The organism is Methylobacterium fujisawaense (assembly GCF_014138435.1).
GTDB lineage: Bacteria > Pseudomonadota > Alphaproteobacteria > Rhizobiales > Beijerinckiaceae > Methylobacterium > Methylobacterium fujisawaense.
Genome location: NZ_JACJIM010000003.1, coordinates 389,471 through 410,950 on the forward strand (window position 1 = coordinate 389,471; position 21,480 = coordinate 410,950).

The window sequence follows — 21,480 nt, forward strand, 5'->3', positions numbered from 1 at the left end:
GCGCCATGTCCCGAAGCCCCCTGCCGCTGACGCTGGCCTTGGATGCCGCTGCCTCGACGCCGCTGCACGCGCAGCTCCGGGAGGCCCTGCGCGCCGCGATCCTCGACCGCCGCCTGCCGCGCGGGGCCCGGCTTCCGGCCTCGCGGGTCCTGGCGGCCGATCTCGGCTGCGCGCGCGGAACCGTGGTCCTGGCGCTGGAGCAGCTGACCGCCGAGGGCTACCTGACGGCGCGGCCGGGCTCGGCGACCCGCGTCGCCGCGACCCTTCCCGACGACGCGCTCCCCGCGCCAGGCCCGATCCGGCGACCGGGCGTCGAGCCGACCCCGAACCTGTCGCGCCGGGGCGCCCGCCTCGTCTCCGCTCCGGCACGGAGCTACATGGCGGGGCCGGGCGTGCCCGACGCCTTCGCCCTCGGCCGGCCTGCGCAGGACGCCTTCCCGTTCGAGGTTTGGGCTCGCCTGCTCCAGGCCGAGTGGCGCCACGGTCCGACGGAGAAGCCCGACCCGCGCGGATCGCCGGCCCTGCGCGGCGCCATCGCCGCCTATCTGGCACAGGCCCGCGGCGTCGCCTGCGAGCCCGAGGACGTCATCGTCACGGCGGGCATCCGCCAGAGCCTGCGCCTGCTCGCCGAGCTGCTGCTCGATCCCGGCGAGACCGCCCTGGTCGAGGAGCCGGGTTTCCCCGGCATCGCGCAGGCCCTCGCCAGCGCCGGCCTGCGCCCGGTGCCCGTCCCGGTCGGTCCCGGCGGCCTGTCGGTGGCCCTGGCCGCCGCGCCGGCGGCGGAGGCGCGGCTCGCGGTGGTGACGCCGGCCCACCATTACCCCCTCGGGTACGCCATGAGCCTGGAGAACCGCCTCGACCTCCTGGCCTGGGCCGAGGCGGTCTCGGGCTGGATCGTCGAGGACGACTACGACGGAGCCTATCGCTATGCCGGGCGTCCGCTGGCGCCCCTGCGCGCCCTCGATCGCGGTGGACGGGTGATCTATGTCGGCAGCTTCTCCAAGCTGCTGCTCCCCGCACTGGGCTTGAGCTATCTCGTGCTGCCGCGCGGGCTCGTGGCGCCGGTGAATCAGGCCCTCGCGGAGACGGGGCCCGCCCCGCCCGGGATCGGTCAGTGGGCGCTGGCCCGGTTCATCGAGGACGGACACCTCGCCGGCCATCTCCGCCGGACGCGACGCCTCTACGCCCTGCGCCAGGAGGCGCTGATCGAGGCCGCGCGCCGCCATGCCGGGGATGTCGCCGCAATCGCCCCCATGGAGGGCGGGATGCACGTCATCGCCCGGCCGGGGCCAGCCTGGGGCGCAGCCCTCACCGACGTGGCCGCCGCAGCCGCGCTCGGCCGGGCGGGAATTTCCGCGGTCGCGCTCTCGGCCTATCATGCCGGGCCGGCGGAGCCGGGCTTGCTGCTCGGCTATGCCGCTGTGCCGGAGCGGGCGATCGACCCGGCCGTGCTGCGCCTGGCGGAGACCCTGCGCGCCGTCCCGATCACTCCGGTCGCGGTGTCAGCGTGACGACGGTGCGCCCCTGGGCGGCCCGCACGTCCAGGCTCCGCAGGGCCTTCATCCGGACGGTCGCGCCGCGGTCCGGTGCGACGCGCACGATGCGTTCCCCGTCGATGCGCAGGCTGAAGGCGGTCTCCCCCGTGACCCGCAGCAGCCTTACGCCCCGGAAGGGCGCGAGGGTCACAGGCGTCCAGCCGGCCTGAGCCGTGATCCGGACCGGCGCGGGACGCCCCGTCCGCCTGCCCTGCGCGAGCCACGCGAGCGCGCCGATGGTGAAGAGCGCCAACACGACCCGGCGGGGCCGCGGCACGCGGCGGGGCCGCCGGGCCGGTACGGCCGAGCGCGGCGGTCGATGCAATGGAGGCGCTGGGTGAAGCAGGGCTTCCGGGGCGGACGGCGCCGTCGCGCGCGCCGGTCAGTCCAATTCCGGTGACGGCACCAGCAGGACGCGGACCGCGGGGACGGGCCCGTCATCCGGGCCAGAACGCGGCGGCTCCTGGGCGGCGCCGCAGAAGGGGCAGAACTGGACGGCGATGTAGTGGCCGCGCCCGCAGGTGGTGCAATGGCGGTCCGGCGACAGAGGGGCTGCGGTCACGGTCGGAGTGCCGTCAGTGCACGATCGCGCCCGTTTCCATGAACCGGGCCAGGCGCACGATCAGCGGGGCGACCATCACCCGGTCGAGCTGCGGCAGCAATCCGGTTCGGGCATGGGCGACATTGGCTTCAGCCTGCTCCCGGGCCAGACGATGCCAGCGCGCCCGGTCGCCCCGACACGTCGCCCAGGCCCGCTCGATCGACCGGAACACGAGCGGCAGGCGCTCGGCCGGGTCGGCCGCGAAATCGTACTGGTGGTCGATCAGGCCGCCGAAGGTCTGGAAGCCGAGTTCGGACAGCCGCTCGACGGCGCGCGGCGCGCCCACCATCACGAAGGGCAGGCCCGTCGCCGCCGCCTTGATGGATTTCTCGGTGATGCGCTCGACACCCTGCTCGAAGAAGTCGGTCTCCGAGATGACGGTCAGGTCGCACTCCGCGTAGGCGCCGGTGTCGAGGGTCATGACCATGTCGGTGCCCTGATCGGCATCGATCCGCCGCGCCCGGCGCGGGATCCAGCTGCCGACATCGGCGAGCAGAGGGCCGAAAGCCGCCTCGATCTCAGGCGGAGCGTGGAAGACGTTGATGCCGCCCGCCTTCGGGTTGTCCTCGCCGATGCCGTGGAAGGAGATCAGCCCGTCCCTGTCCAGCCCGTTGAGCTGGAACCACCGGTAGAGCAGCACTCGGTGCCAGCGCAAAGCCGCGTTCTGGCAGAGGAAGCGGGCCGGGCCGGAGGCGCGGGCGAAGGGCGTGTAGCCGGTGCGATCGAGGGCATGCTGGGGGAAGAGCCGCGGACCCGCCTCGGCGTCCAGCCAGAGGGCAACCTGGAGCGGGAAGAACTCGAAGGTCCAGAACCGCAGTCCCTCGCCGTAGAGCCGCTCGTAATCGAGCCGCAGCAGCCGGTTCTGCGTGACCAGGATCACCCGATCGCGCGGGATGCCGAGCCCCGCGAGGTTGCGGTGAAGCGCCTCGAAGGTCGGCGCGTGCAGGCCCGGCCCCTCGTTGGAGAGATCGAGGAGGAGCGCGGCGCGCCCGGCGCGGAGGTTCTCGGCGTCTCCCGGTTCGAGGAGGTCGAGGCGGCCGTTCGCCTCCGGAAAGCCGAGGCGCACGAAATCGAGGACGGGGAGGCAGAGGACGTGATTCGCCGTGCCGGGCTGGGCCGTGACGGTGATCCGCTTGCCCAGCCAGCCGAGGGCCGCCGTCAGGAAGTGCCCGGCCTCGCCCCGGGGAACGAGCAGGATCTCGGACGAGACTGGCTCGGAGAGGACTTGGCTCATCGTGATGCCCGCGCGGCCGGATCGGACGCGGTCCGCCACCGCGGGACCGCGCCGAGCCGGATAAAGCCTCGGCGCGGGGGCGTCGAGGTCAGGCCGGGACCGGCTCGGCGGCGCGCACGGGCGTCGGGCCGGCCCGGTAGGCCGCCGAGGCCTCCTCGGTCCGCCAGCAGGCGACGCGGTGGCCGGGGGCGATCTCGGCGACCGGCGGCATCTCCCGGCGGCAGCGCTCCTCGGCCAGGAAGCAGCGCGGCGCGAAGGGGCAGCCCGGCGGGCGGTTCGCGAGGTCGGGCGGGCTGCCCGGGATGGTCTCGAGCCGGGAGCCCTTGGCCAGCGCCCCTTCCGCCCGGCTGCGCAGAAGGCCGATCGTGTAGGGGTGGTGCGGGTCCAGGACCACCTGATGCGCGGTGCCGGTCTCGACGATCTTGCCCGCGTACATCACGGCAATCCGGTCGGCGACCTCCACGGCCGCGCCGAGATCGTGGGTGACGATGATGATCGACAGGCCGAGGTCGCGCTGGAGCTCGCGCAGGAGCAGCAGCACCTGGATCTGCACCGTGGCGTCCAGCGCCGTGGTCGGCTCGTCGGCGAGCAGCACCTGCGGCCGGCAGGCCAGCGCCAGCGCGATCATCGCTCTCTGGCGCATGCCGCCCGACATCTCGTGCGGGTAGTTGTCGAGCCGCCGCTCCGGGCTCGGGATCCGCACCCGCTCGAACAGGGCCAGCGCCCGCTTCCGGGCTTCGTCCTTGGAGATCGTTTCGTGGCGCAGGATCGCCTCGGTGATCTGCCGGCCCACGGTGTAGACCGGGTCGAAGGCGAGCAACGGCTCCTGGAAGATCATCGAGACGTCGCCGCCGCGGAAATCGGCGAGCTGACGCTTGGTGAGCGCCTGTACGTCCCTGCCGGCGGCCAGGATCCGGCCCTCGATGCGGCTGCGCCCTTCCGGGAACAGGCGCAGGATCGCGCGGAGCGTGACGCTCTTGCCGGAACCGGATTCGCCGATCAGCGCCATCGCCTGACCGCGCTCCACGGTGAGGTCGACGCCGTCGACCACCTGAACCTTGCCGAAGGCGACGCGCAGGTCCTTGAGGACGACTGCGGGTTCTGAGGAAGAGATCGGCGTGCTCATCGGCGTGCTCATCGGCGTGCTCATGGGCATGCTCATGCGGCGAGCGCGTCTGCGCGGGCCGCGGAATGGCCCGATCCGGGCTGACGGGCGAGGCAGGCGACACGGTGCAGGGGCCGGATCGCGTCGAGGGGCGGTTCCTTCTGGCTGCACACGCCCTCCGCCAGGGCGCAGCGTGGGTGGAAGCGGCAGCCCGGGGGCGGGTCGATCGGGTTCGGCGGGTCGCCGGCCAGCAGCGCGGCCTGGGTGCGGTTGTCGGGATCGAGCGACGGCATCGAGGCGAGCAGCGCCTCGGTGTAGGGATGCGCCGGTGCGTCGAGCACCGTGTCGGACGGCCCGATCTCCGCAACCCGGCCGAGATACATCACCATCACCCGGTCGGAGATGAAGCGCACGACGTTCAGGTCGTGGCTGATGAAGATGTAGGTCAGGCCGAATTCGGCCTTGAGGTCGAGGAGCAGGTTCAGGACCTGAGCCTCCACGGACTTGTCGAGCGCCGAGACCGCCTCGTCGAGCAGCACGAGCCGCGGCTCCAGGGCGAGGGAGCGGGCGATGTTGACCCGCTGGCGCTGGCCGCCGGAGATCTCGTGCGGGTAGCGCCCTGCGAAGCGCTTCGGCTCCAGGCCGACCCGGGCGAGCAGCGCGCGGGCGCGCTCCACCGCCTCCCGGCCGGGCACGCCGTTCACCTTCGGGCCGAAGGCGATCGACTGCTCCACGGTCATGCGCGGATTGAGCGAGGCGTAGCTGTCCTGGAAGACCATCTGGACCTGCCGGCGGTAGGATCGCCAGGGCATGGCGCGCTCGCCGACCGCCTGCCCGTCGTAGAGCAGGCTGCCGGAATCGCGCTCGATCAGACCCATCAGCAGCTTGGCGGTGGTCGACTTCCCGCAGCCGGATTCGCCGACGATGCCCAGCGTCTCGCCCTTGAGCACGTCGAAGTCGACGCCGTCGACGGCGCGGACCACCTGCTTCTTTCCGCCGGCCTTGCGGACCGGGAAGTGTTTGATGAGGCCCGAGACCGACAGGAGCGGCTGGGCGGGTCCGCCGCGGTCGCGGGCGAACGGGTCGGGTGCGTCCGGGATGACGCTCACTGGCGAATCTCCATGGCGGACCGGAGCCCGTCCGAGAACAGGTTGAAGGCGATCGAGACGATGAAGATGCAGACGCCCGGGAGGGCGGCCACGACCGGGTTGACGTAGATCGCGGTGCGCAGGGTGTTCAGCATCAGGCCCCATTCGGGCTCGGGCGGGCGCACGCCGAGGCCGAGGAACGACAGGCCGGAGGCCAGGATCATCGAGACCGAGATCAGGCTGGTCGCGTAGACGAAGATCGGCCCGACGACGTTGCCCAGCACCTGCACGCGCATGATCGTCAGGGCCGAGGCGCCCGACAGTTTGGCGGCGTCGATGTAATCGCGCTTGCGGATGCCCGTGGTGACGCTCTCCGCCACCCGGGCGATCTGGGGCACGAAAACGCAGGTCAGCGAGACGATCGAGTTGAAGATGCCGGCGCCGAGCGCCCCGGACAGCGCGATCGCGAGGAGCACGGACGGAAACGCGAAGAAGACGTCGATGGTGCGCATCAGGATCGTGTTGGTCCAGCCGCCGACGTAGCCCGCCAGGATCCCGATGCCCGAGCCGATCACGAAGGCGATCAGCACCGGGGTGACGCCGATGAACAGCGACAGCCGCGAGCCCAGCATCAGCCGGCTGATCATGTCGCGGCCGAGCTCGTCCGAGCCCAGCCAGTAGGTGGCGTCGCCGACATGCTTCAGGCGGCGCAGCATGGAGCCCTTGTAGGGATCCATCGGGGTGATCCATGGCGAGAGGATCGCGATGAGCACGACGATCAGGATCACGGCGCCGGCGCCCATGGCGACGGGGTCGCGCACCAGACGGTGGCCGACATGGCCCCAGAAGCCCCGCGACGGGGCGAAGGCGGCCTCCGGCCCGTGGGTCACGTCCTCGGCGGCAAGCACGCCGCCGTCGAGGGCCACGGAGGCGGCGGTGACGGGAGCAGTCATCATCGGGCTCCGGGTCAGGCGCGCTCGATGCGCGGGTCGAGGGCGGTCTGCATCACGTCCACCAGCAGGTTGAGGGCCACGAAGAACATCGCCAGCACGAGGATCGAGCCCTGCAGCAGGGGCAGGTCGCGCTGGAAGATCGCGGCGTTGAGGAGGAAGCCGGTGCCCGGCCACGCGAACACGGTCTCGACCAGGATCGAGCCGCCCAGCAGGTAGCCGAGCTGCAGGCCCATGATGGCCAGCGCCGTCGGGGCGGCGTTGCGCACGACATGCCGGAACACGCCGCGCTCATCCATGCCCTTGGCGCGCAGGGCCTCGACGAAGTCCTGGGACAGGATGTCGGCTACCAGCGCCCGGACCGTGCGGGCGATGATCCCCATCGGGATCACCGACATCGTGATCGCCGGCAGGATCAGGTAGCGCAGGTGCTCGAAGTCGGGCCGCCAGTTGCCGGAGCCGTCGGGCCCGGCGCCGGTGGGCGGAAGCCAGCCGAGATTGGCCGAGAACACGATCACCAGGACCATGCCGAGCCAGTAATGCGGCACGCTCACGCCGAAGACCGAGACGGCGGAAGCGGCCCGGTCGGCCAGCGAGTTGCGGTGGTAGCCCGCCACGAAGCCGAACAGGGTGCCGAAGGTGAACCCGATCACGGTCGCCACCGAGGCGAGGATCAGCGAGTTCACCACGGCGCGGCTGACCTCGCCGAGCACCGGCCGGCCCGTGGCGATGGAGGTGCCGAGATCGCCATGCAGCACGTGCCACAGCCAGATCAGGTACTGGACCGGCAGGGGCTTATCGAACCCGTAGGCGGCCCGCATCTCGTCGATGGTCGCCTGGGTGGCGTCGGCGGGCAGGACCGCGCTCAGGGGATCGCCCGGCGCGAGATGGACGAGGAGGAAGCAGACGACGCTGACCCCGAACGCCACGGGCGTCACGTAGACCAGCCGTTTGAGGATGTAGAGCAGCATTATTCGCCTTTTGGCCCACCGATATTTTGTCGCCGTCCGGTCGCCCCCGCCGTGGAGAGCCTTCGAAGATCACGCTTCGGTCCTTGCGAGGCGCGACAATCCCCCCTCTCCCGTGCGGGAGAGGGTTGGGGTGAGGGATCAGGTCCATCCGGAGAGGTCGCACCCCGCACCCTGTCCCTCTCCCGCATGGGAGAGGGAACCCGCCCCTCCAGAAAACCCGCTCCGTGCCTCCGATAGCTCGCAGGCACGACGGCGGCGCTACCGCCCCGCCGTCGCCATCGTAATCTTCGAGAAGTCCTGGAACCAGTTCTGCGCCTGGACGAAGCCCTTGACCTTCGGGCTCATCGCCCGCGGATTGACGTCGTGCGTGATCATGATGAACAGCGCGTCGTCGACATACTTCTCGTGGATCTTCTCCAGGACCTTGGTCTGCTCGGCCTTGTCGAAGGTGTTGCGGACCTGATCGAACAGCTTGTCCATCGCGGGATCACAGTAATAGCCCCAGTTCGTGCCGTTCGGCGGGGCGAAGTTGCACTGCAGATGGCGGATGAAGCCGGTGAACGGATCCTGGATGAAGTACGAGTAGTTGATCGCCGAGACGCCGCGGGAGATGTCGGCCTTGGCGCCGGCCCGCCAGATGTTGATGAGCGTGTTCCACTCGACCACCTCGTAATCGACCTGGATGCCCACGTCGGCGAGGTTCTGCTGGACGAATTCGTTCATCGGCAGCGGCTGCATCTGGCCCGAGCCCGAGGCCGAGATCGCCACCTTCAGCTTCAGCGGCTTCGCGGGGCTGTAGCCGGCTTCGGCGAGCAGCTTCTTGGCGGCGTCGGGGTCATATTTCACATCGAAGGTCGGATGGCCGAACCATTGATGGCCGGGCGGCATGAAGCCCTTGGCGGGGATCGCGAGGCCGCCGAGCAGTTCCTTCAGACCGTCGCGATCGATGGCGAGATTCGCCGCCTTGCGCACGCGGATGTCGTTCCAGGGCGAGCCCTCGACGCGCGAGAGGTGCCACGTCCAATTATGCGGGTAGGCGTTGGTGACGACGGTGAAGCCGGCGCTCTTCAGCGACGCCACCGAGTCCGGAGCGGGCGCCTCGATCCAGTCCACCTGACCGGAGCGGAGCGCTGCGGTCCGGGCATTGGCCTCCGGCAGCGGGATCAGAACGAGCTTGTCGAGCTTCGGGACGCGGTTCGCGTCCCAGTATTCCTTGAACGGCACCATCTCGGCGCGCTCGCGCGGGGCGAACAGGGTCAGCTTCCACGGGCCGGTGCCCGAGGGCTGCTTGGCGAAGGCGTCCCAGGACTTGCCGAGCTTCTCCCACTGGGCGGGCGAGGACATCATGATCCAGGCGATCTGGTAGGGCAGCGTCGCGTCGGGGGCCTTGGTGGTGATCTCGACGGTCAGCGGGTCGACCACCCGGTAGCTCGCCACCGCCGGGATGCGGGTCTTGCCCTGGGCGGATTGGCGCGGGTCGTATTGCGGCGCGTCGGCCTTCAGGAGCTTGTCGAGGTTCCAGACCACCGCGTCGGCGGTGAAGTCCGAGCCGTCGTGGAATTTCACGCCCGGCCGGAGCTTGAAGGTCCACTTGGTCTTGTCGGTGGCGTCGACGCCCCAGCTGGTGGCGAGGCCCGGCACGAGGTCGGAGGCCAGTTCGGCGCTCGACAGGTCCCAATTGATCAGGCCGTCATAGACCGTGTAGCCCATGAACCGCATGCCCTCGCCGCCATTGTCGGTCTGGCCGGTGGTGAGAGGGATGTCGGAGGCGGTCATGCCGATCCGCAGCGTCCCCTGCGCGAGGGCAGCGGTGCTCGCGGAGAGCGCCAGGGCGCCGGCCAGCGCCGCACGGGCGCCGAGTTTTCTCAGACGGGACAGCATCTTGCGTCGGGTGCTCACGTTGGCCCGAGCCTGAGGGCCCGGGATACGCTCGACCTTATGCAAGCCTGCGGCCAGACGGATCGTCCTGCATGCAGGGAGCGTGTCGTGGCTATTGCGCGTCGATCAGGCTCACATGGGCGGCGACCACCCGCCAGCCTTCGGGGAAGCGCGCCCAGGTCTGGCTCTGGCGGCCGATCTTGCCCGGCGCGCTGGCGCGGGCGAACAGCGTCATCGCGGTGGCGAAGTCGCGCCCGTAGGTGGTGATCTGCGTCTGCGCCAGCGTGCGCTCCAGGCCCACCGGCGAGCGGGCCCGGCGGAAGGCGCGGATCGCGTCCATGCCGTAGAGATTCTCGCCGATGCCGTAGCGGATGGTCAGCGGATCGTCCCGGAACAAGGCCTCGAGGGTCGGGACGTCGTTGGTCGTCAGTGCCGTCTCGTAGGCCCGGAACGCGGCCTCGACCTCGGCCTTCACGGCGGGATCGTCGATGATCATCAGGCAAGCTCCGCGATCGGCGCCGTGCTGACGCCGGTTCGTTCGAGGTGACGCGCCACGCGCAGGACGAGATCCTCTTGCCAGGGCGCGGCGATCACCTGGACCCCCAGGGGCAATCCGGCGTCCAGCCGGATCGGTGCCGCCACCACCGGCAGGCCGATGAACGAGATCGGCTGCGTGAACACGCCGATATTGGCGCGCACCGGCAGCGTGACGCCGTCGAGGACGAAGTGGGTCTGTCCGCCCTTCGGCGCCCGGCAGGGCGTGGCCGGGGCCAGGATCACGTCGACGGTCTCGAACAGCTCCAGCACCCGCGCCCGGTACCAGCGGCGGAACCGCTGCGCCCGCTCCACATGGGGGGCCGGGATCATGGCCCCGGCGATCAACCGGTCCCGCACCGCCGGATCGAAATCCTGCGGGCGCGTCCGCAGGCGGTCGAGGTGCAGCGTCGCGCCCTCCGCGGCGGTGATCAGGTAGGCGGCCGCGCGGGCGCGGTGCGCTTCCGGCAACTCGACCGTGCCGCGCGCACCCAGGACCTCGGCGGCGCGCGCCACCGCCGCGAAGGCGTCCGGGCCGCCGCCGCGCGCGAAATGGCCGCCAGCCACCGCGATGCGCAGGCCATCGATCCCCGCATCGAGATGCGGAAGGACCGGCTCCGCCGGCCGGAGCGTCGCCACCGGATCGTCCGGATCGGGGCCCTGCATCACGTCGTAGGCGAGCGCGAGGTCGGTCACGCTCCGGGCCAGGGGCCCGAGATGATCGAGGCTCCCCACGAAGGGGAAGCTGCCCGCGCGGGTCAGCCGGCCGTAGGTCGGCTTGAGGCCGAAGCAGCCGCAGAAGGCGGCGGGGACGCGGATCGATCCGTTGGTGTCCGAGCCCAGCGTCAGGGGCACCATGCCGGCGGCGAGGGCCGCGCCTGAGCCGCCGGACGAGCCGCCGGTCATGTGGTCGAGGGCGTGCGGATTGTGGGCGTCGCCGTCGTGGACGTTCTCGCCTGTGAAGTCGTAGGCGTATTCGCCCATGTTGAGGGCGCCCACCAGGATGGCTCCCGCCGCCTCCAGGCGCCGCACCAGGGCACCGTCCCGCTCGGCCGGAGGCCGCTCGCGATTGATCTTCGATCCGGCGCGGGTGGGCAGGCCCGCGATGTCGATCAGGTTCTTCACCGCGAACGGCACGCCGGTCAGCGGTCCCGGCTTCGCTCCGCCACTCAGCGCGGCATCCTGGGCGTCGGCCTTGGCCAGGGCGCGGGCAGCCACCACGTCGGTGAAGGCGCCGACCCGGCCGTCCAGCCGCCCGATCCGGTCCAGAGCCGCCGTGACGACCTGCCGTGCGGTGGTATGGCCCTCGGTGATGGCTGCGGCGACCGCGACGGCCGTCGAAAGCTCGTATGCGCTCACGCTTCGAACCTCGGCGCCGCATCGATCTCGTCGGCGAGGGGGAACGCACCCATTAACGCGGCCGCCGCGGCCAGGACACGGAGATTGGCCGTGATCGGCCCCATCCAGGCGGGATCGAGCGGGAGGCCGAGCAGCGCTGCCGTGACGGCGGCATAGCTCTCGGGATCGAAGGGCGGGCAGGTCTCGGGCATCGCTGCTTTCGGTGTGATGTCGATTCAGGCAGGTCTCGCGAGGGAAGCAGGCCTTGTGCCGCGCAGGCCACGATAGAACTGCCGATCGGCATCCGATTGTGCCTAAATTTTGAGCATATCGACGAACGTGACACGCCATCCGCGGGCGGCGCGGTCAGTTGCCCGCGCTTTGGGCGCCGCGTCGTAAGCAGGACTGGGATCTGGCGAGCCCGGCCTTCGGTCGAGGTGGCTTCGGTGGCCGTTGCACGTGCCCGGCTAGCCAAGACCTCCTATAGACTGCCGATTTTGCAGGTCTGCTTTGCGATCGAAGAATGCTCCGCCCGGAAGCAAGACCGCGCACGTATAGCCTGAGACGGCGTCGCCCGGGCCCGGCTGTCCATGTGTCGGTGGATTGCGAACGTTCAATCCTTGTTCTCAGCGCGCACGCGACCTACCTACATCATTCACAGTCAGACCTGCAGGACGACGGGAGCCACACGCGGGCGTTCCGACCTTGCGGCTCGGCCCTCGGCTTGAGGTTTTTCCGCATCGCCGGACGAAACTCTTACAGAGACGGCGTGGATTGTCGCTTTGTCGCCCGCCTGCGCAGGTTCCGACGATTGCATCGTACGGGGAGCTCTGGTTAAGGGCTCTGCGATCTTCGAAACAATGGTCCGACCCGAGCGTTCAGACGCACGCCGAGCGTTCGGGTCGAACCATCGGTACAGCCGATGGATCGGTGCGGTTCCGGGGCGCGGGGATGGCGTTGGAACCGGCAGACTCAGTACGTGCCCGGCCCCGCCGGATGTCCCCGCGACACGCGAGACGTACCCAACTGAGAAAGGTCAGATGAGCGCATTCGACTACAGGAATTTCGACGACCGTCGTCAGAACTCCCAGAACGCCAAGGCCGCCTTGCTGGCCAAGTTCAAGGCCCGTCCGCCGGCCGATGATCCGGAGGTGATCGCCAAGGCGAAGGCCCGCGCGGAGATCGCCAAGGCCCGCGAGGAGCGTTCCCGCGAGCGCGAGGCGGCCCGGATCGCCGCCGAGCGGCAGGCCGCCGAAGAGAAGCGTCAGCGGGAGGAGGCGGAACTCGCCGCCCAGCTCGCCCGCGAGGCCGCCGAGTTGGCCGCGGCGCAGGAGCGCAAGTCGGCCGAACTGGCTGCCAAGAAGGCCCAGCGCGATGCGCGCTACGCGGCCCGCAAGGCAAAGGTCAAGACCAAGCGCTGAACGCGCACCGACGGCTCATTCGCGCCACGGAAACCGAAGACGTCCGCCCGCCAGGCGGGCGTCTTCGCGTTTTGGGGCATGCCGGCTCGGCAACCGCTGCGTGTGCCCGCGCGTTGGGGCCGGTCGAACCCGCGACGTCCTCGCTCGGCGGGCGCAGCCGAGGTCGCGATGCAAACCTGGACGAGACTGGCCCTCATCGTCGGCGCTCTGCCGATCCTCCTCGCCGCCGAACAGCCGCACGCGCAGGATTCGGAGACGGTGACCGCCTGCGAGACGCTGATCTCCGCACGCCGGATCGATGCTGCCGCGGGTGCCGAGCGTCAAGCGCTTGGGGAGACCGGTTGCCGCCGCATCCCGCGCAGCGCCATCGGCGCTGTCGAGCAACGGGCCTTGATCGGCGGGGCGCCTTACGAGTGCATGAGTGTTGCCGATGCGGGGCGGTGTCTCTGGGTTGTCCCGTAAGCCGGGCACGCCCTCGTTTTTCGGTCAGGCCAGCACTCTGACGAAGCTTCACGGCTCAGCAAGACGCGCTATTTCTCACGTCTTGAGCGTGTGAGCCCTGAACATCAGTATGCCGCGTATCCTCGAAAGCACCCGCGTGTCGATGTTCGCCGCGGTCTGGATCGCATCGGCGCTGAGCTGTGGAACGGCCCGCGCAGAGCCTCCGATTCGGAGCCCCGAGGATGCGGCATGCCGCCTTGAGGCCCGCGCCAAGGTGTTCTCCACGCCGAACCCTCAGGGTTTGGAACTCGAGGAGATCGGGCGGCGAATCTATTTCGCCTGCATGAAGCGCGTCGCACAGGTGACCGCGCCGGCGGCCCGGCGCGGTGGTCGGCGGCATCGCAGCCGACGCCGCTGAGCGGCGGCGGCGCTGTCAGGCGTCGAGCGGCGCGCCGATCCGCGCGCGGAGGCGGAGGCGCAGGGCCTCGTTGCCACCCTCGGCATCGAGCGCGGCCATCAGGCGCAGCAAGTGGCTGAGCGGGGTCGAACGACACGCAACGGCGTCGGCGATCTGCTCCGGCAGGGACTTGGCGGCCGGAACGTAGCGCGGTGCCGGGCCGGCCTGATGAGTCTGGGGCATGCGAGGCGCTCGTCCTTCGAAAGAGTCCAGATTGGCGGGCGGGTCGCTACGCCTTTCGATCGACGGACACCAGCCCCTTTCGCGCGATTACGTAGCCGGCATCAGTCTCCGTCACCGTGGGGCAACAGCGCGGCGGTAAAGTGTGGACGACTCGGGCTGAGAGTCCGAATCGGCTTGCCCGATCGCGATTTCAGGTGCCGGCCAGCGGCGAGGACGCGAACCCGGCGAGCAGGTCCTGGGGATCTCGATAGATCGCCACGCAGCCCGCAGCGGTCAGATCCGCTTCCGGGAAGCCGCCGCAGAGCAGGCCGATCGTGGGCAGTCCCGCCTTTGCAGCGGCCTCGGCATCGTAGGGCGTGTCCCCGACGACGTGCGCCGCGTCCGGCGCCACGCCGTCGAGCTTCCGCAAGGCGGCCTGGAAGATGTCAGGATGCGGCTTCGAGCGGTCGGCATCGTCCGCACTGGTGGCGACGTCCACGAGATCGCCGATCCCGAGGATCTCGGTGTAGCGATCCACCTCGGTACGCTTACCGGACGAGGCCAGGGCGATGGTCAGGCCGGCCTCGTGGATGCGCTCGAACAGCGGGCGGACACCGGGGAAGGGCCGCACATCCGGCAGGTAGCGCCGCTTGAACAGGTCCGAGCGGTACGCCTCGATCGCTTCGCCCTCGCGCCTGATCCGCTCTTGCGACAGGAAGACGGGCATCAACTCGTCGCCGCCCTTGCCGATCTGTCGCCGCACTTCCGCCGGGTCGGTCGTCACCCCGAAATGCGCGAAGGCCTCCACCCAGGCCCGGGCATGCAGATCGACGCTGTCGAGCAGCGTTCCGTCGATGTCGAAAATCGCCGCGCGCATCGCGAGCCCCCTCGCGGTGCCCGGCGCCCGCGTTCGGCCGGACAACCGGGCCGGGGCCAGCCTGTTCCGCGAGGCCGGATTCGCGGAGCCGGATGCTTAAACGACGGAAGCCCGCCTCCCCTCGGGAAGCGGGCTCCTGAAACGTCATCGGCGCGGCGGCGCCGGCCCGTCAGTGCATCGAGGCTGCGGTCCGGGCAGGCTTCGCCTTGGCGGCGAGGCCGGCGGTCACCGCCGCCTTGGACGCGCGAACGGTCTTCGGGGCCACCGGCTTCGCGGCGGCCTTCACGGCCGCGGGCTTGGCAGCGGTCGGCTTGGCGGCGGTCGGCTTAGCGGAGGCCGACTTCGTAGTCGCAGGCTTGGCGGCCGCGGGCTTGGCTGAAGCGGTCTTCGCAGCGGCGGCCTTGGTGGCCTTCGGAGCTTCGACCGTCTTGGAGGCGACGCCGGCCGCCAGCATCGCGTTGGCGCGCAGCTCGGCTTCGGCGCGGATCCAGTGGGCGGCCGCATGGCCGTGAATCCGGCCCTCGTTCTCCCAGATGTAGTAGGCGCATTCGCGCACCTGGTGCTCGCTGATCAGCATGCAGTCGATCTCCTGTCCGTCCCGGGATCGACGATGGGAGAGCCGGGTTAAGCGTCGGTTAACCCTGCCCGCCGGGGCCGGGAGCCGGACGCGGCCCCCCTCCGAGGGAACGTGCCCGCGGCCTATTCGGCGATCCCGAGCACCCGCCGCGCCTCGGTCAGGAGTACCGCGTGGCGAGCCGCACCCGGTCCCTGATCCGGCGCCTCGCGTCCGGCCCGAGCGATCATCTCCTGGAACCGGCGCCGGTCGAGGGCGCGCTGGCCGATGCTCGCGAGGACGGCCGACAGCACGGTCCGGACCGCCTCGGTGCGCTCGTCGGCCATCGCCACGGCTTCGGCCGACGCGGTGTTCTCCCGCGCCGCGTCCTGCTCGGTGGCCGCCTTCGTGCGCGCCTCCGCGTCTTCGAGCGCGGCCGCCAGGCGCCGCCCGTCCTGCCAGGCCTGGTCGTGCTGATGGGTGCGCAACGCAAGCAGCACCTTGAGTGACGCCGCCTCCGTCCGCGCGGCTTCCAGCTTGATCTGTGTCTCGCGCAGATCCTTCAGCAATTCCTGCGCGAGGGTCTGGTCCGCGGTCACGTCCACTGCCGGCTCCTCTGGCATCCCGATTCCGCCCGTCCTGTCGCGCCGCTGCAGGAATGTCCACTCTCGTCGATGGGCGCGGACGCCACGACCGGTTGAGAAAATCCGCTTGCCGGTCCACATGGGAGGCGGTGCCTCGCGGCGCCTGTCCCGGCCGGCCTTGAACCGGCGCAGCGGAGTGATCCCACCATGTTCATCCAGACCGAAGCCACGCCGAACCCGGCCACCCTGAAGTTCCTGCCCGGCCGTGTTGTCCTTCCGGAATCGACCTTCGAGGCGCGGGATCCCGAGGCCGCCGCCCGCTCGCCCCTGGCTGCGGCGCTGTTCACCGTCCCGGGTGTGGCGGGCGTCTATTTCGGGCACGACTTCATCTCCGTGACCAAGGCCGAGGACGGCTCGGAATGGGCGCAGGTGAAGCCGGCGGTGCTCGGTGCGATCATGGAGCACTTCCAGTCCGGCGTGCCCGTGATGGCCGAGGGCAGCCACGGCGAGATCGAGCCCAGCGACGAGTTCTACGACGAGGCCGACCACGACACCGTCGTGACCATCAAGGACCTGCTCGAGACCCGGGTGCGCCCGGCGGTGGCGGGCGACGGCGGCGACATCACCTTCCGCGGCTACAAGGAGGGCGTGGTCTACCTGGAAATGAAGGGCGCCTGCTCGGGCTGTCCGTCCTCCACGGCGACCCTGCGGCACGGCGTGCAGAATCTGTTCCGGCACTTCCTGCCGGAGATCCGCGAAGTCCAGGCGATCTGACGATCCGTTTCCGCGGTATAGCTTGAGGATCCTGCCGGCCGGCATCGTCCTCGAGCTTTCCCATGGCCGTCGACGCTGCGTCTCAAGCGGGTGACGCGCGTCGTCGCCGGCGCCAGAGGGCGTGATCCGTGCCGCGGCCGCGCGCCGAGCGAAGGCGTCCGACCTTGGTGCGGCCTTGGGGCCTCCCAGTGTGCAGGCCGAGCGGCGCAAGCCGGCAACACTCGACCGCCGAAGAGCTGGCTCGGTCTCCCCCGCCGCTGACGAAGCGGCGGTTTTGCTCTAACGCTTGAGACTCTTCGCGTCCGTCGTGACGCAGGAGGAAGCGGCCGGTTCGGACCGTCCTGTGGGAGTGAGCGTGCGTATCCTGGCCATCGACACAGCGCTGGACACCTGCGCCGCCTGCGTCATGGCGGAGGAGTCCGAGGCGCCCCTCGCCGCCGAGGCGCTGCCGATGGCGCGCGGCCACGCGGAATCGCTGCTGCCGCTGATCGAGCGGGTAATCGCCCGGGTCGAGGGCGGATTTGAGGCGATCGACCGCGTCGCCGTGACGGTCGGGCCGGGCAGCTACACCGGGCTGCGGGTCGGCCTGTCGGCGGCGCGGGCCATCGGACTCGCCACCGGAAAGCCGGTCGTCGGCGTCGGCACCCTCTCGGCTCTCCTCGCTCCCCTCCTGGCGGAGACCGTCGAGGGCACGATCGCGGCGGTGATCGATGCCCGCCACGGCGCCGTCTACGTCCAGGCCCTCGGTCCCGGCGACGGCCTCGCCCCCGCGCACCTCGCCGTCGAGGCGGCGGCCGAGCAGCTGGGTTCCGGCCCGGTGGTGCTCACGGGCTCCGGTGCACCGATGCTGGCCACGGCGCTCGCCGAACGCGGCGTCGCGGCGCGCGTCGCCAACGTATCCGGCCCGGATATCGCGTCGGTAGCCTCCCTCGGTCTCGTCGCAGACCCGGCGCAGGCGCTGGCACGGCCTCTCTACCTGCGCGGGCCGGATGCCCGGCCGCAGGATCATGCGCGGATCGCACGGCGATGACCCGCCCGCTGCCTTTCTGGCCCTTCGACTGGTGGTTCGCGTGGTGGGACGCGCTGACCCCGGAGCCTTACGTCGCCCCGCTCCGCGACGCGGCGCAGGCCCCTGCCCTCGCCCGGCTCCACGCGACCGCCTTCGCGCGGCCCTGGGAGGCCCACGAATTCGAGCGCATGCTCTGCGAGCGTTCGACCCAGGCGCACGCCCTGTGGCGTGCGGGCACGCTCCACGGCTTCGTGCTCTCGCGCCGGGCGGCCGACGAGGCGGAGATCCTGACGGTGGTCCTGTCCCCGGCGCTGCGCGGCGGCGGCCACAGCCGCAAGCTGCTCCGCGAGCACCTGTCGAGCCTCGCCCTCGCCGGGGTCGCCCGGGTGCATCTGGAGGTCGACGAGGGCAACGCCCCTGCCCTGCGGCTCTACGCGCGCCACGGCTTCCGACAGGTGGGCTCGCGCACCGGCTACTATCTCAAGGCCGACGGCAGCCGTGCGACTGCGCTGACGATGAGCGCCGATCTGTGACGCCGTGAGCCGCCTCGGTATCGCTTGGCGCGTCGCGGCTCTCGGCCTCGCCTTCGCGGTGCTGGGGCCTCCGCACTGGATCGCCCTGCGGCTGCTGCGTCGCCGCGCGGCCCTGGCGCCGGTCCTGTTCCACCGCGCTTTCCTGCGCCTGTTCGGGGTGCGGGTCATGCAGAGCGGAACACCCCCTGCCCCCGGCGAGGCGGCCCTGGTGCTCGCCAATCACGTCTCGTGGCTGGATATCATCGCGGTGGGCTCGCTGCGGCCGCTCTCCTTCGTGGCGAAGTCCGAGATCGCCGGCTGGCCGCTGATCGGCGCCCTCGCGGGGCTGCAGCGGACGATCTACATCGACCGGCAGCGGCGCGGGGCAACCGCCACCGTCAGCACCGCCATGGGTCATCGGCTGGCCGAAGGTGAGCTCGTCGTTCTGTTCGCGGAGGGGACCACCGGCGACGGAACCCGGCTCCTGCCATTCCGCTCCTCCCTGGTCGGCGCAGCCCGGGCGGCATTGCAAGCCGAGGCCGGGCGCGGCCGGGTGCGCCTCCAGCCGCTGGCCATCACCTATCCCCGTCGCAACGGCCTGCCGGTGACGCGGGCCGAGCGCGCCGAGATCGCCTGGTACGGGGACATGGAGTTGGCCCCCCACCTCGCCGCCTTCGTGCAGGGCGGCCCCATCGACGTGCACGTCGTCTGGGGGGCGCCGATCGTCTTCGAGGCGACAACCGACCGGAAGGCCGCCACCGTCGCCGCGGAGGCCGAGGTGCGCGCTGCCCTGCGGGGCATCGGCGCGGGCGGCGACGGGGTCGCGCCCGCGCCGAATGTCCGGCCAGCGGCCAGCGACCTCGGCCTCCAGGGTCAGGAGATTGCGACGGTCTGAGCGGAGCCGTTCGACCGCGGGCTCGGCAGGTGGTCCCCGGCGCCGCGGTCGCGGACAGCGCGGTTCGAGACGCGCGACGGATCTGCCGATCCCGGCCGGTCTCCGCCGCGCGTCTGCCGTGCTCTACCGCTTCGGTGCGTCACTCCGGCTCATCGCACCCTTGTCCATGGCATCGGTCTTTCCCATGGGAGCCGACTTTTCCATGGCTCCCTTATGCATGGAGTCCTTGGCCATGCTGTCCTTGGCCATGCTGTCCTTGGCCATGGAATTCTTGCTCATCGCATCCTTGTTCATGGTCTCCGCTACGGCCGGAGCCGCGGCCAGCGCGGCGGCGAAGAAGGCGGCGGAGAGCTGTAACCCGTTGCGCATGTCGAAACCTCGCGAACTGTGCTGATCGTGCAGCACATCCGGACGTTCGGCCGTCTTCGGCCCGCGGTTACGGGCCTCCAGAAAACGTTCGTCGAGCGAGTGTGTTAGCGCCCGAACAGGCCCGTTCCGGCGTCGGACGCGCGCCGACGTCAGGCGGGATGCGAGATCTTGGGGCCGCAGATCTCCGAAGATCGAGAGGCACGACCCTGGAATACATGATGCAGCGCATTGAGCGGGTCGAACCCGTCTGCTAGCTAGGCCGCAACCCGGAACAGTCGGGATTTGTGGAGGACGCCCGTTGCAAACCTGGAATCAGGTTTACGATCCGTTCGGGAGCGCTTGGCTCTCGACGCTCGCCGCTTCAGTGCCGGTCATCGCACTGCTCGCCATGATTGCCAGCGGGCGCGTGAAGGCCCATATCGCGGCCGTCATCGCCCTCGGCCTCGCCATGCTGGTGGCCATCGTCGGCTTCGGCATGCCGACCGATCTCGCCAGCCGGGCGGCCATCCTCGGGATGGTCACGGGCTTCTTCCCGATCGGCTGGATCATCCTCAACGTCATCTTCCTCTACCGCCTGACGGTGGAGAAGGGCTGGTTCGCGATCCTGCAGCAATCGGTGGCCGGCATCACGGCCGACCGGCGCCTGCAGCTCTTGCTGGTGGCCTTCGCGTTCGGCGCCTTCTTCGAGGGCGCGGGCGGCTTCGGCACCCCGGTCGCCGTCACCGGCGCGATCCTGATCGGCCTCGGCTTCTCGCCGCTCGCCGCTTCGGGCCTGTCGCTCATCGCCAACACCGCGCCGGTGGCCTTCGGGGCGCTCGGCGCGCCGATCCAGGGACTCGCCTCGGTGACCGGCTACCCGCCGGAGATCCTCGGCGCGATGATCGGCCGGCAGCTGCCGCTGTTCTCGCTGATCGTGCCGTTCTGGCTGATCTGGGTGTTCGCGGGCTTCCGCGGCATGATCCGGGTGTGGCCGCCGATCCTGGTCTGCGGCGCCTCCTTCGCGGTCGCGCAGTTCCTGATCTCGAACTACGTCAATCCCTGGATCGTCGATATCGGCGCCTCGATCGCCTCGATGCTGGCCCTGGTCCTGTTCCTGAAGGTCTGGCAGCCCCGCGAGATCTGGACGTCGCCGGCGCTGCGCGGGCACGATCCGTCGCTCGCCGTGGCCGGTCCGCGCCCCGTGGCGCTCGGCGCCGGCGTGCCCGGCACGCCCCCGGTCCATATCGGTGCACGCACGGCGTCCCAGGGCGATATCCTCTGGGCCTGGGTGCCGTGGGTCATCCTGTCCGTGGTCGTCGCCATCTGGGGAACCGGCTGGTTCAAGGGCATCGTCAACCCGATCTTCACCTGGAAGTACGAGGTGCCGGGCCTGCACAACGTGATCATGAAGGTGCCCCCGGTGGTGTCCAAGCCGGTGCCCGAGGGCGCGGTCTTCCTGTTCACCTACATGTCCTACACCGGCACGGGCGTGCTGATCGCCGCGATCATCTCCGGCCTGATCATGCGGTTCTCGCCGGTGCGCCTCGTGACGGCGTATTTCGAGACCATCTGGGCCTTGCGGTACTCGCTGATCACGATCTCGGCGATGCTCGCGCTCGGCGTCCTCACCCGCTACGCGGGCGTCGATGCGACCCTCGGCCTCGCCTTCGCCGGAACCGGCATCCTCTACCCGTTCTTCGGGACGCTCCTCGGCTGGCTCGGCGTGGCGCTCACCGGGTCGGACACGGCCTCGAACGTGCTGTTCGGCGGCCTCCAGAGGATCACGGCCGAGCAGCTCGGCCTGTCCGGCGTGCTGATGGCGGCGGCGAACTCGTCCGGCGGCGTCATGGGCAAGATGATCGACGCCCAGTCGATCGTCGTCGCTTCCACGGCCACGGGCTATTTCGGCCAGGAAGGCAAGATCCTGCGCTTCGTGTTCTGGCATTCGATCGCGCTCGCCTGCCTGGTCGGCCTGTTCGTGATGCTGCAGGCCTACGTGCCCTTCTTCCAGCAGATGGTCATCGACCTGCCCGCCGCCGCGCCGGCGGCCCACTGAAGCCGGCGGAGGAATCCTCCGCCGCACCGTTGCACCGGCCGCCTTCGGGCGGCCGGTCGCGTTTTGGCGCCGCGACGGGCCGCGCGATCCGTGCTACAGGCCACGCGCCGGCCCGCGTCGCGGGACGGGCGTGGGGATTGAAGCGGATTGGTTCAGG

Annotated in this window: 24 protein-coding genes; 9 read left to right on the top strand and 15 right to left on the bottom strand. The window is 70.5% G+C overall.

All coding sequences use genetic code 11. The features are described from left to right. The first annotated feature begins 5 nt into the window (after positions 1-5). Positions 6-1,511, top strand: a complete 1,506-nt coding sequence (gene pdxR, locus GGQ91_RS10955; RefSeq protein ID WP_182591949.1) for a MocR-like pyridoxine biosynthesis transcription factor PdxR — start codon at positions 6-8, stop codon at positions 1,509-1,511. Here pdxR and GGQ91_RS10960 read toward each other — a convergent pair. The 10 genes from GGQ91_RS10960 to GGQ91_RS11005 all read right to left on the bottom strand — a co-directional run bounded on the left by GGQ91_RS10960 (position 1,486) and on the right by GGQ91_RS11005 (position 11,446). After that, positions 1,486-1,812 carry a hypothetical protein gene (locus GGQ91_RS10960; RefSeq protein WP_182591950.1) on the bottom strand — a complete coding sequence of 109 codons (327 nt, stop codon included), beginning with the start codon at positions 1,810-1,812 and terminating at the stop codon, positions 1,486-1,488. The two genes, pdxR and GGQ91_RS10960, sit on opposite strands and share 26 nt — an antisense overlap. Positions 1,813-2,110: 298 nt before the next feature. Continuing rightward, entirely contained in the window at positions 2,111-3,370 is a 1,260-nt protein-coding gene (locus GGQ91_RS10965; protein WP_182591951.1) for a hypothetical protein, read from the bottom strand. An 88-nt stretch (positions 3,371-3,458) separates the two neighbouring features. Then, positions 3,459-4,508 (bottom strand): ABC transporter ATP-binding protein, encoded by a 1,050-nt coding sequence (locus GGQ91_RS10970; protein ID WP_374701321.1) that lies wholly within the window; start codon positions 4,506-4,508, stop codon positions 3,459-3,461. 20 nt (positions 4,509-4,528) lie between these two features. Beyond that, complete coding sequence (locus GGQ91_RS10975; RefSeq protein WP_182591952.1) at positions 4,529-5,584, bottom strand: oligopeptide/dipeptide ABC transporter ATP-binding protein; 1,056 nt, start codon at positions 5,582-5,584, stop codon at positions 4,529-4,531. Further along, positions 5,581-6,516, bottom strand: coding sequence for an ABC transporter permease (locus tag GGQ91_RS10980; RefSeq protein ID WP_043351394.1), 936 nt, complete (start codon positions 6,514-6,516; stop codon positions 5,581-5,583). The genes GGQ91_RS10975 and GGQ91_RS10980 overlap by 4 nt, the downstream gene beginning before the upstream one ends. Before the next feature lie 14 nt (positions 6,517-6,530). Continuing rightward, positions 6,531-7,484, bottom strand: a complete 954-nt coding sequence (locus GGQ91_RS10985; protein ID WP_043383901.1) for an ABC transporter permease — start codon at positions 7,482-7,484, stop codon at positions 6,531-6,533. A gap of 258 nt (positions 7,485-7,742) precedes the next feature. Further along, positions 7,743-9,365 carry an ABC transporter substrate-binding protein gene (locus GGQ91_RS10990; protein WP_053609973.1) on the bottom strand — a complete coding sequence of 541 codons (1,623 nt, stop codon included), beginning with the start codon at positions 9,363-9,365 and terminating at the stop codon, positions 7,743-7,745. 109 nt (positions 9,366-9,474) lie between these two features. Then, the gene (gene hpxZ / locus GGQ91_RS10995) at positions 9,475-9,858 is read right to left on the bottom strand and encodes an oxalurate catabolism protein HpxZ (RefSeq protein WP_043351400.1); all 384 of its coding nucleotides are present in this window, start codon (positions 9,856-9,858) and stop codon (positions 9,475-9,477) included. Beyond that, entirely contained in the window at positions 9,858-11,255 is a 1,398-nt protein-coding gene (locus GGQ91_RS11000) for an AtzE family amidohydrolase (RefSeq protein WP_182591953.1), read from the bottom strand. Before GGQ91_RS11000 ends, hpxZ begins: the two co-directional genes overlap by 1 nt. Next, a complete protein-coding gene (locus GGQ91_RS11005; protein ID WP_182591954.1) occupies positions 11,252-11,446 on the bottom strand; it encodes an AtzG-like protein in 195 nt (64 codons plus the stop codon). Before GGQ91_RS11005 ends, GGQ91_RS11000 begins: the two co-directional genes overlap by 4 nt. An 828-nt stretch (positions 11,447-12,274) precedes the next feature. Between GGQ91_RS11005 and GGQ91_RS11010 the strand changes: the two genes are divergently transcribed. From GGQ91_RS11010 to GGQ91_RS11020, 3 genes are all read left to right on the top strand, one after another. Next, positions 12,275-12,655, top strand: a complete 381-nt coding sequence (locus tag GGQ91_RS11010) for a DUF6481 family protein (RefSeq protein ID WP_043351405.1) — start codon at positions 12,275-12,277, stop codon at positions 12,653-12,655. A 168-nt stretch (positions 12,656-12,823) separates the two neighbouring features. Continuing rightward, positions 12,824-13,117, top strand: a complete 294-nt coding sequence (locus GGQ91_RS11015) for a hypothetical protein (RefSeq protein ID WP_043383909.1) — start codon at positions 12,824-12,826, stop codon at positions 13,115-13,117. A gap of 109 nt (positions 13,118-13,226) precedes the next feature. Further along, positions 13,227-13,514, top strand: coding sequence for a hypothetical protein (locus GGQ91_RS11020; RefSeq protein ID WP_043383910.1), 288 nt, complete (start codon positions 13,227-13,229; stop codon positions 13,512-13,514). Between the two features lie 15 nt (positions 13,515-13,529). On the opposite strand, the gene GGQ91_RS11025 is transcribed toward GGQ91_RS11020, so the two are convergent. From GGQ91_RS11025 to GGQ91_RS11040, 4 genes are all read right to left on the bottom strand, one after another. Beyond that, positions 13,530-13,736 (bottom strand): hypothetical protein, encoded by a 207-nt coding sequence (locus GGQ91_RS11025; RefSeq protein ID WP_043351410.1) that lies wholly within the window; start codon positions 13,734-13,736, stop codon positions 13,530-13,532. Between the two features lie 190 nt (positions 13,737-13,926). Next, a complete protein-coding gene (locus tag GGQ91_RS11030) occupies positions 13,927-14,592 on the bottom strand; it encodes an HAD family hydrolase (protein WP_053609976.1) in 666 nt (221 codons plus the stop codon). A 169-nt stretch (positions 14,593-14,761) separates the two neighbouring features. Beyond that, positions 14,762-15,169 carry a DUF2934 domain-containing protein gene (locus GGQ91_RS11035; RefSeq protein WP_043755748.1) on the bottom strand — a complete coding sequence of 136 codons (408 nt, stop codon included), beginning with the start codon at positions 15,167-15,169 and terminating at the stop codon, positions 14,762-14,764. 122 nt (positions 15,170-15,291) lie between these two features. Continuing rightward, on the bottom strand, positions 15,292-15,870 hold the full coding sequence (locus tag GGQ91_RS11040) for an atp-dependent helicase (protein ID WP_246410647.1): 579 nt from the start codon (positions 15,868-15,870) through the stop codon (positions 15,292-15,294). A gap of 66 nt (positions 15,871-15,936) precedes the next feature. Here GGQ91_RS11040 and GGQ91_RS11045 point away from each other — a divergent pair, with 66 nt between their 5' ends. The 4 genes from GGQ91_RS11045 to GGQ91_RS11060 all read left to right on the top strand — a co-directional run bounded on the left by GGQ91_RS11045 (position 15,937) and on the right by GGQ91_RS11060 (position 18,919). Next, the gene (locus GGQ91_RS11045; RefSeq protein WP_043345741.1) at positions 15,937-16,503 is read left to right on the top strand and encodes a NifU family protein; all 567 of its coding nucleotides are present in this window, start codon (positions 15,937-15,939) and stop codon (positions 16,501-16,503) included. Between the two features lie 355 nt (positions 16,504-16,858). Continuing rightward, positions 16,859-17,533 carry a tRNA (adenosine(37)-N6)-threonylcarbamoyltransferase complex dimerization subunit type 1 TsaB gene (tsaB, locus tag GGQ91_RS11050; protein ID WP_043760775.1) on the top strand — a complete coding sequence of 225 codons (675 nt, stop codon included), beginning with the start codon at positions 16,859-16,861 and terminating at the stop codon, positions 17,531-17,533. Further along, positions 17,530-18,045: a GNAT family N-acetyltransferase gene (locus GGQ91_RS11055; RefSeq protein ID WP_043345740.1), complete on the top strand. Its 516-nt coding sequence runs from the start codon at positions 17,530-17,532 to the stop codon at positions 18,043-18,045. Before tsaB ends, GGQ91_RS11055 begins: the two co-directional genes overlap by 4 nt. Positions 18,046-18,049: 4 nt before the next feature. After that, on the top strand, positions 18,050-18,919 hold the full coding sequence (locus tag GGQ91_RS11060; RefSeq protein WP_182591955.1) for a 1-acyl-sn-glycerol-3-phosphate acyltransferase: 870 nt from the start codon (positions 18,050-18,052) through the stop codon (positions 18,917-18,919). Positions 18,920-19,042: 123 nt separating this feature from the next. On the opposite strand, the gene GGQ91_RS11065 is transcribed toward GGQ91_RS11060, so the two are convergent. Then, a complete protein-coding gene (locus GGQ91_RS11065; RefSeq protein ID WP_244447739.1) occupies positions 19,043-19,324 on the bottom strand; it encodes a pentapeptide MXKDX repeat protein in 282 nt (93 codons plus the stop codon). Positions 19,325-19,586: 262 nt separating this feature from the next. Between GGQ91_RS11065 and GGQ91_RS11070 the strand changes: the two genes are divergently transcribed. After that, the gene (locus tag GGQ91_RS11070) at positions 19,587-21,323 is read left to right on the top strand and encodes an L-lactate permease (protein WP_043345728.1); all 1,737 of its coding nucleotides are present in this window, start codon (positions 19,587-19,589) and stop codon (positions 21,321-21,323) included. Positions 21,324-21,480: the final 157 nt, after the last annotated feature.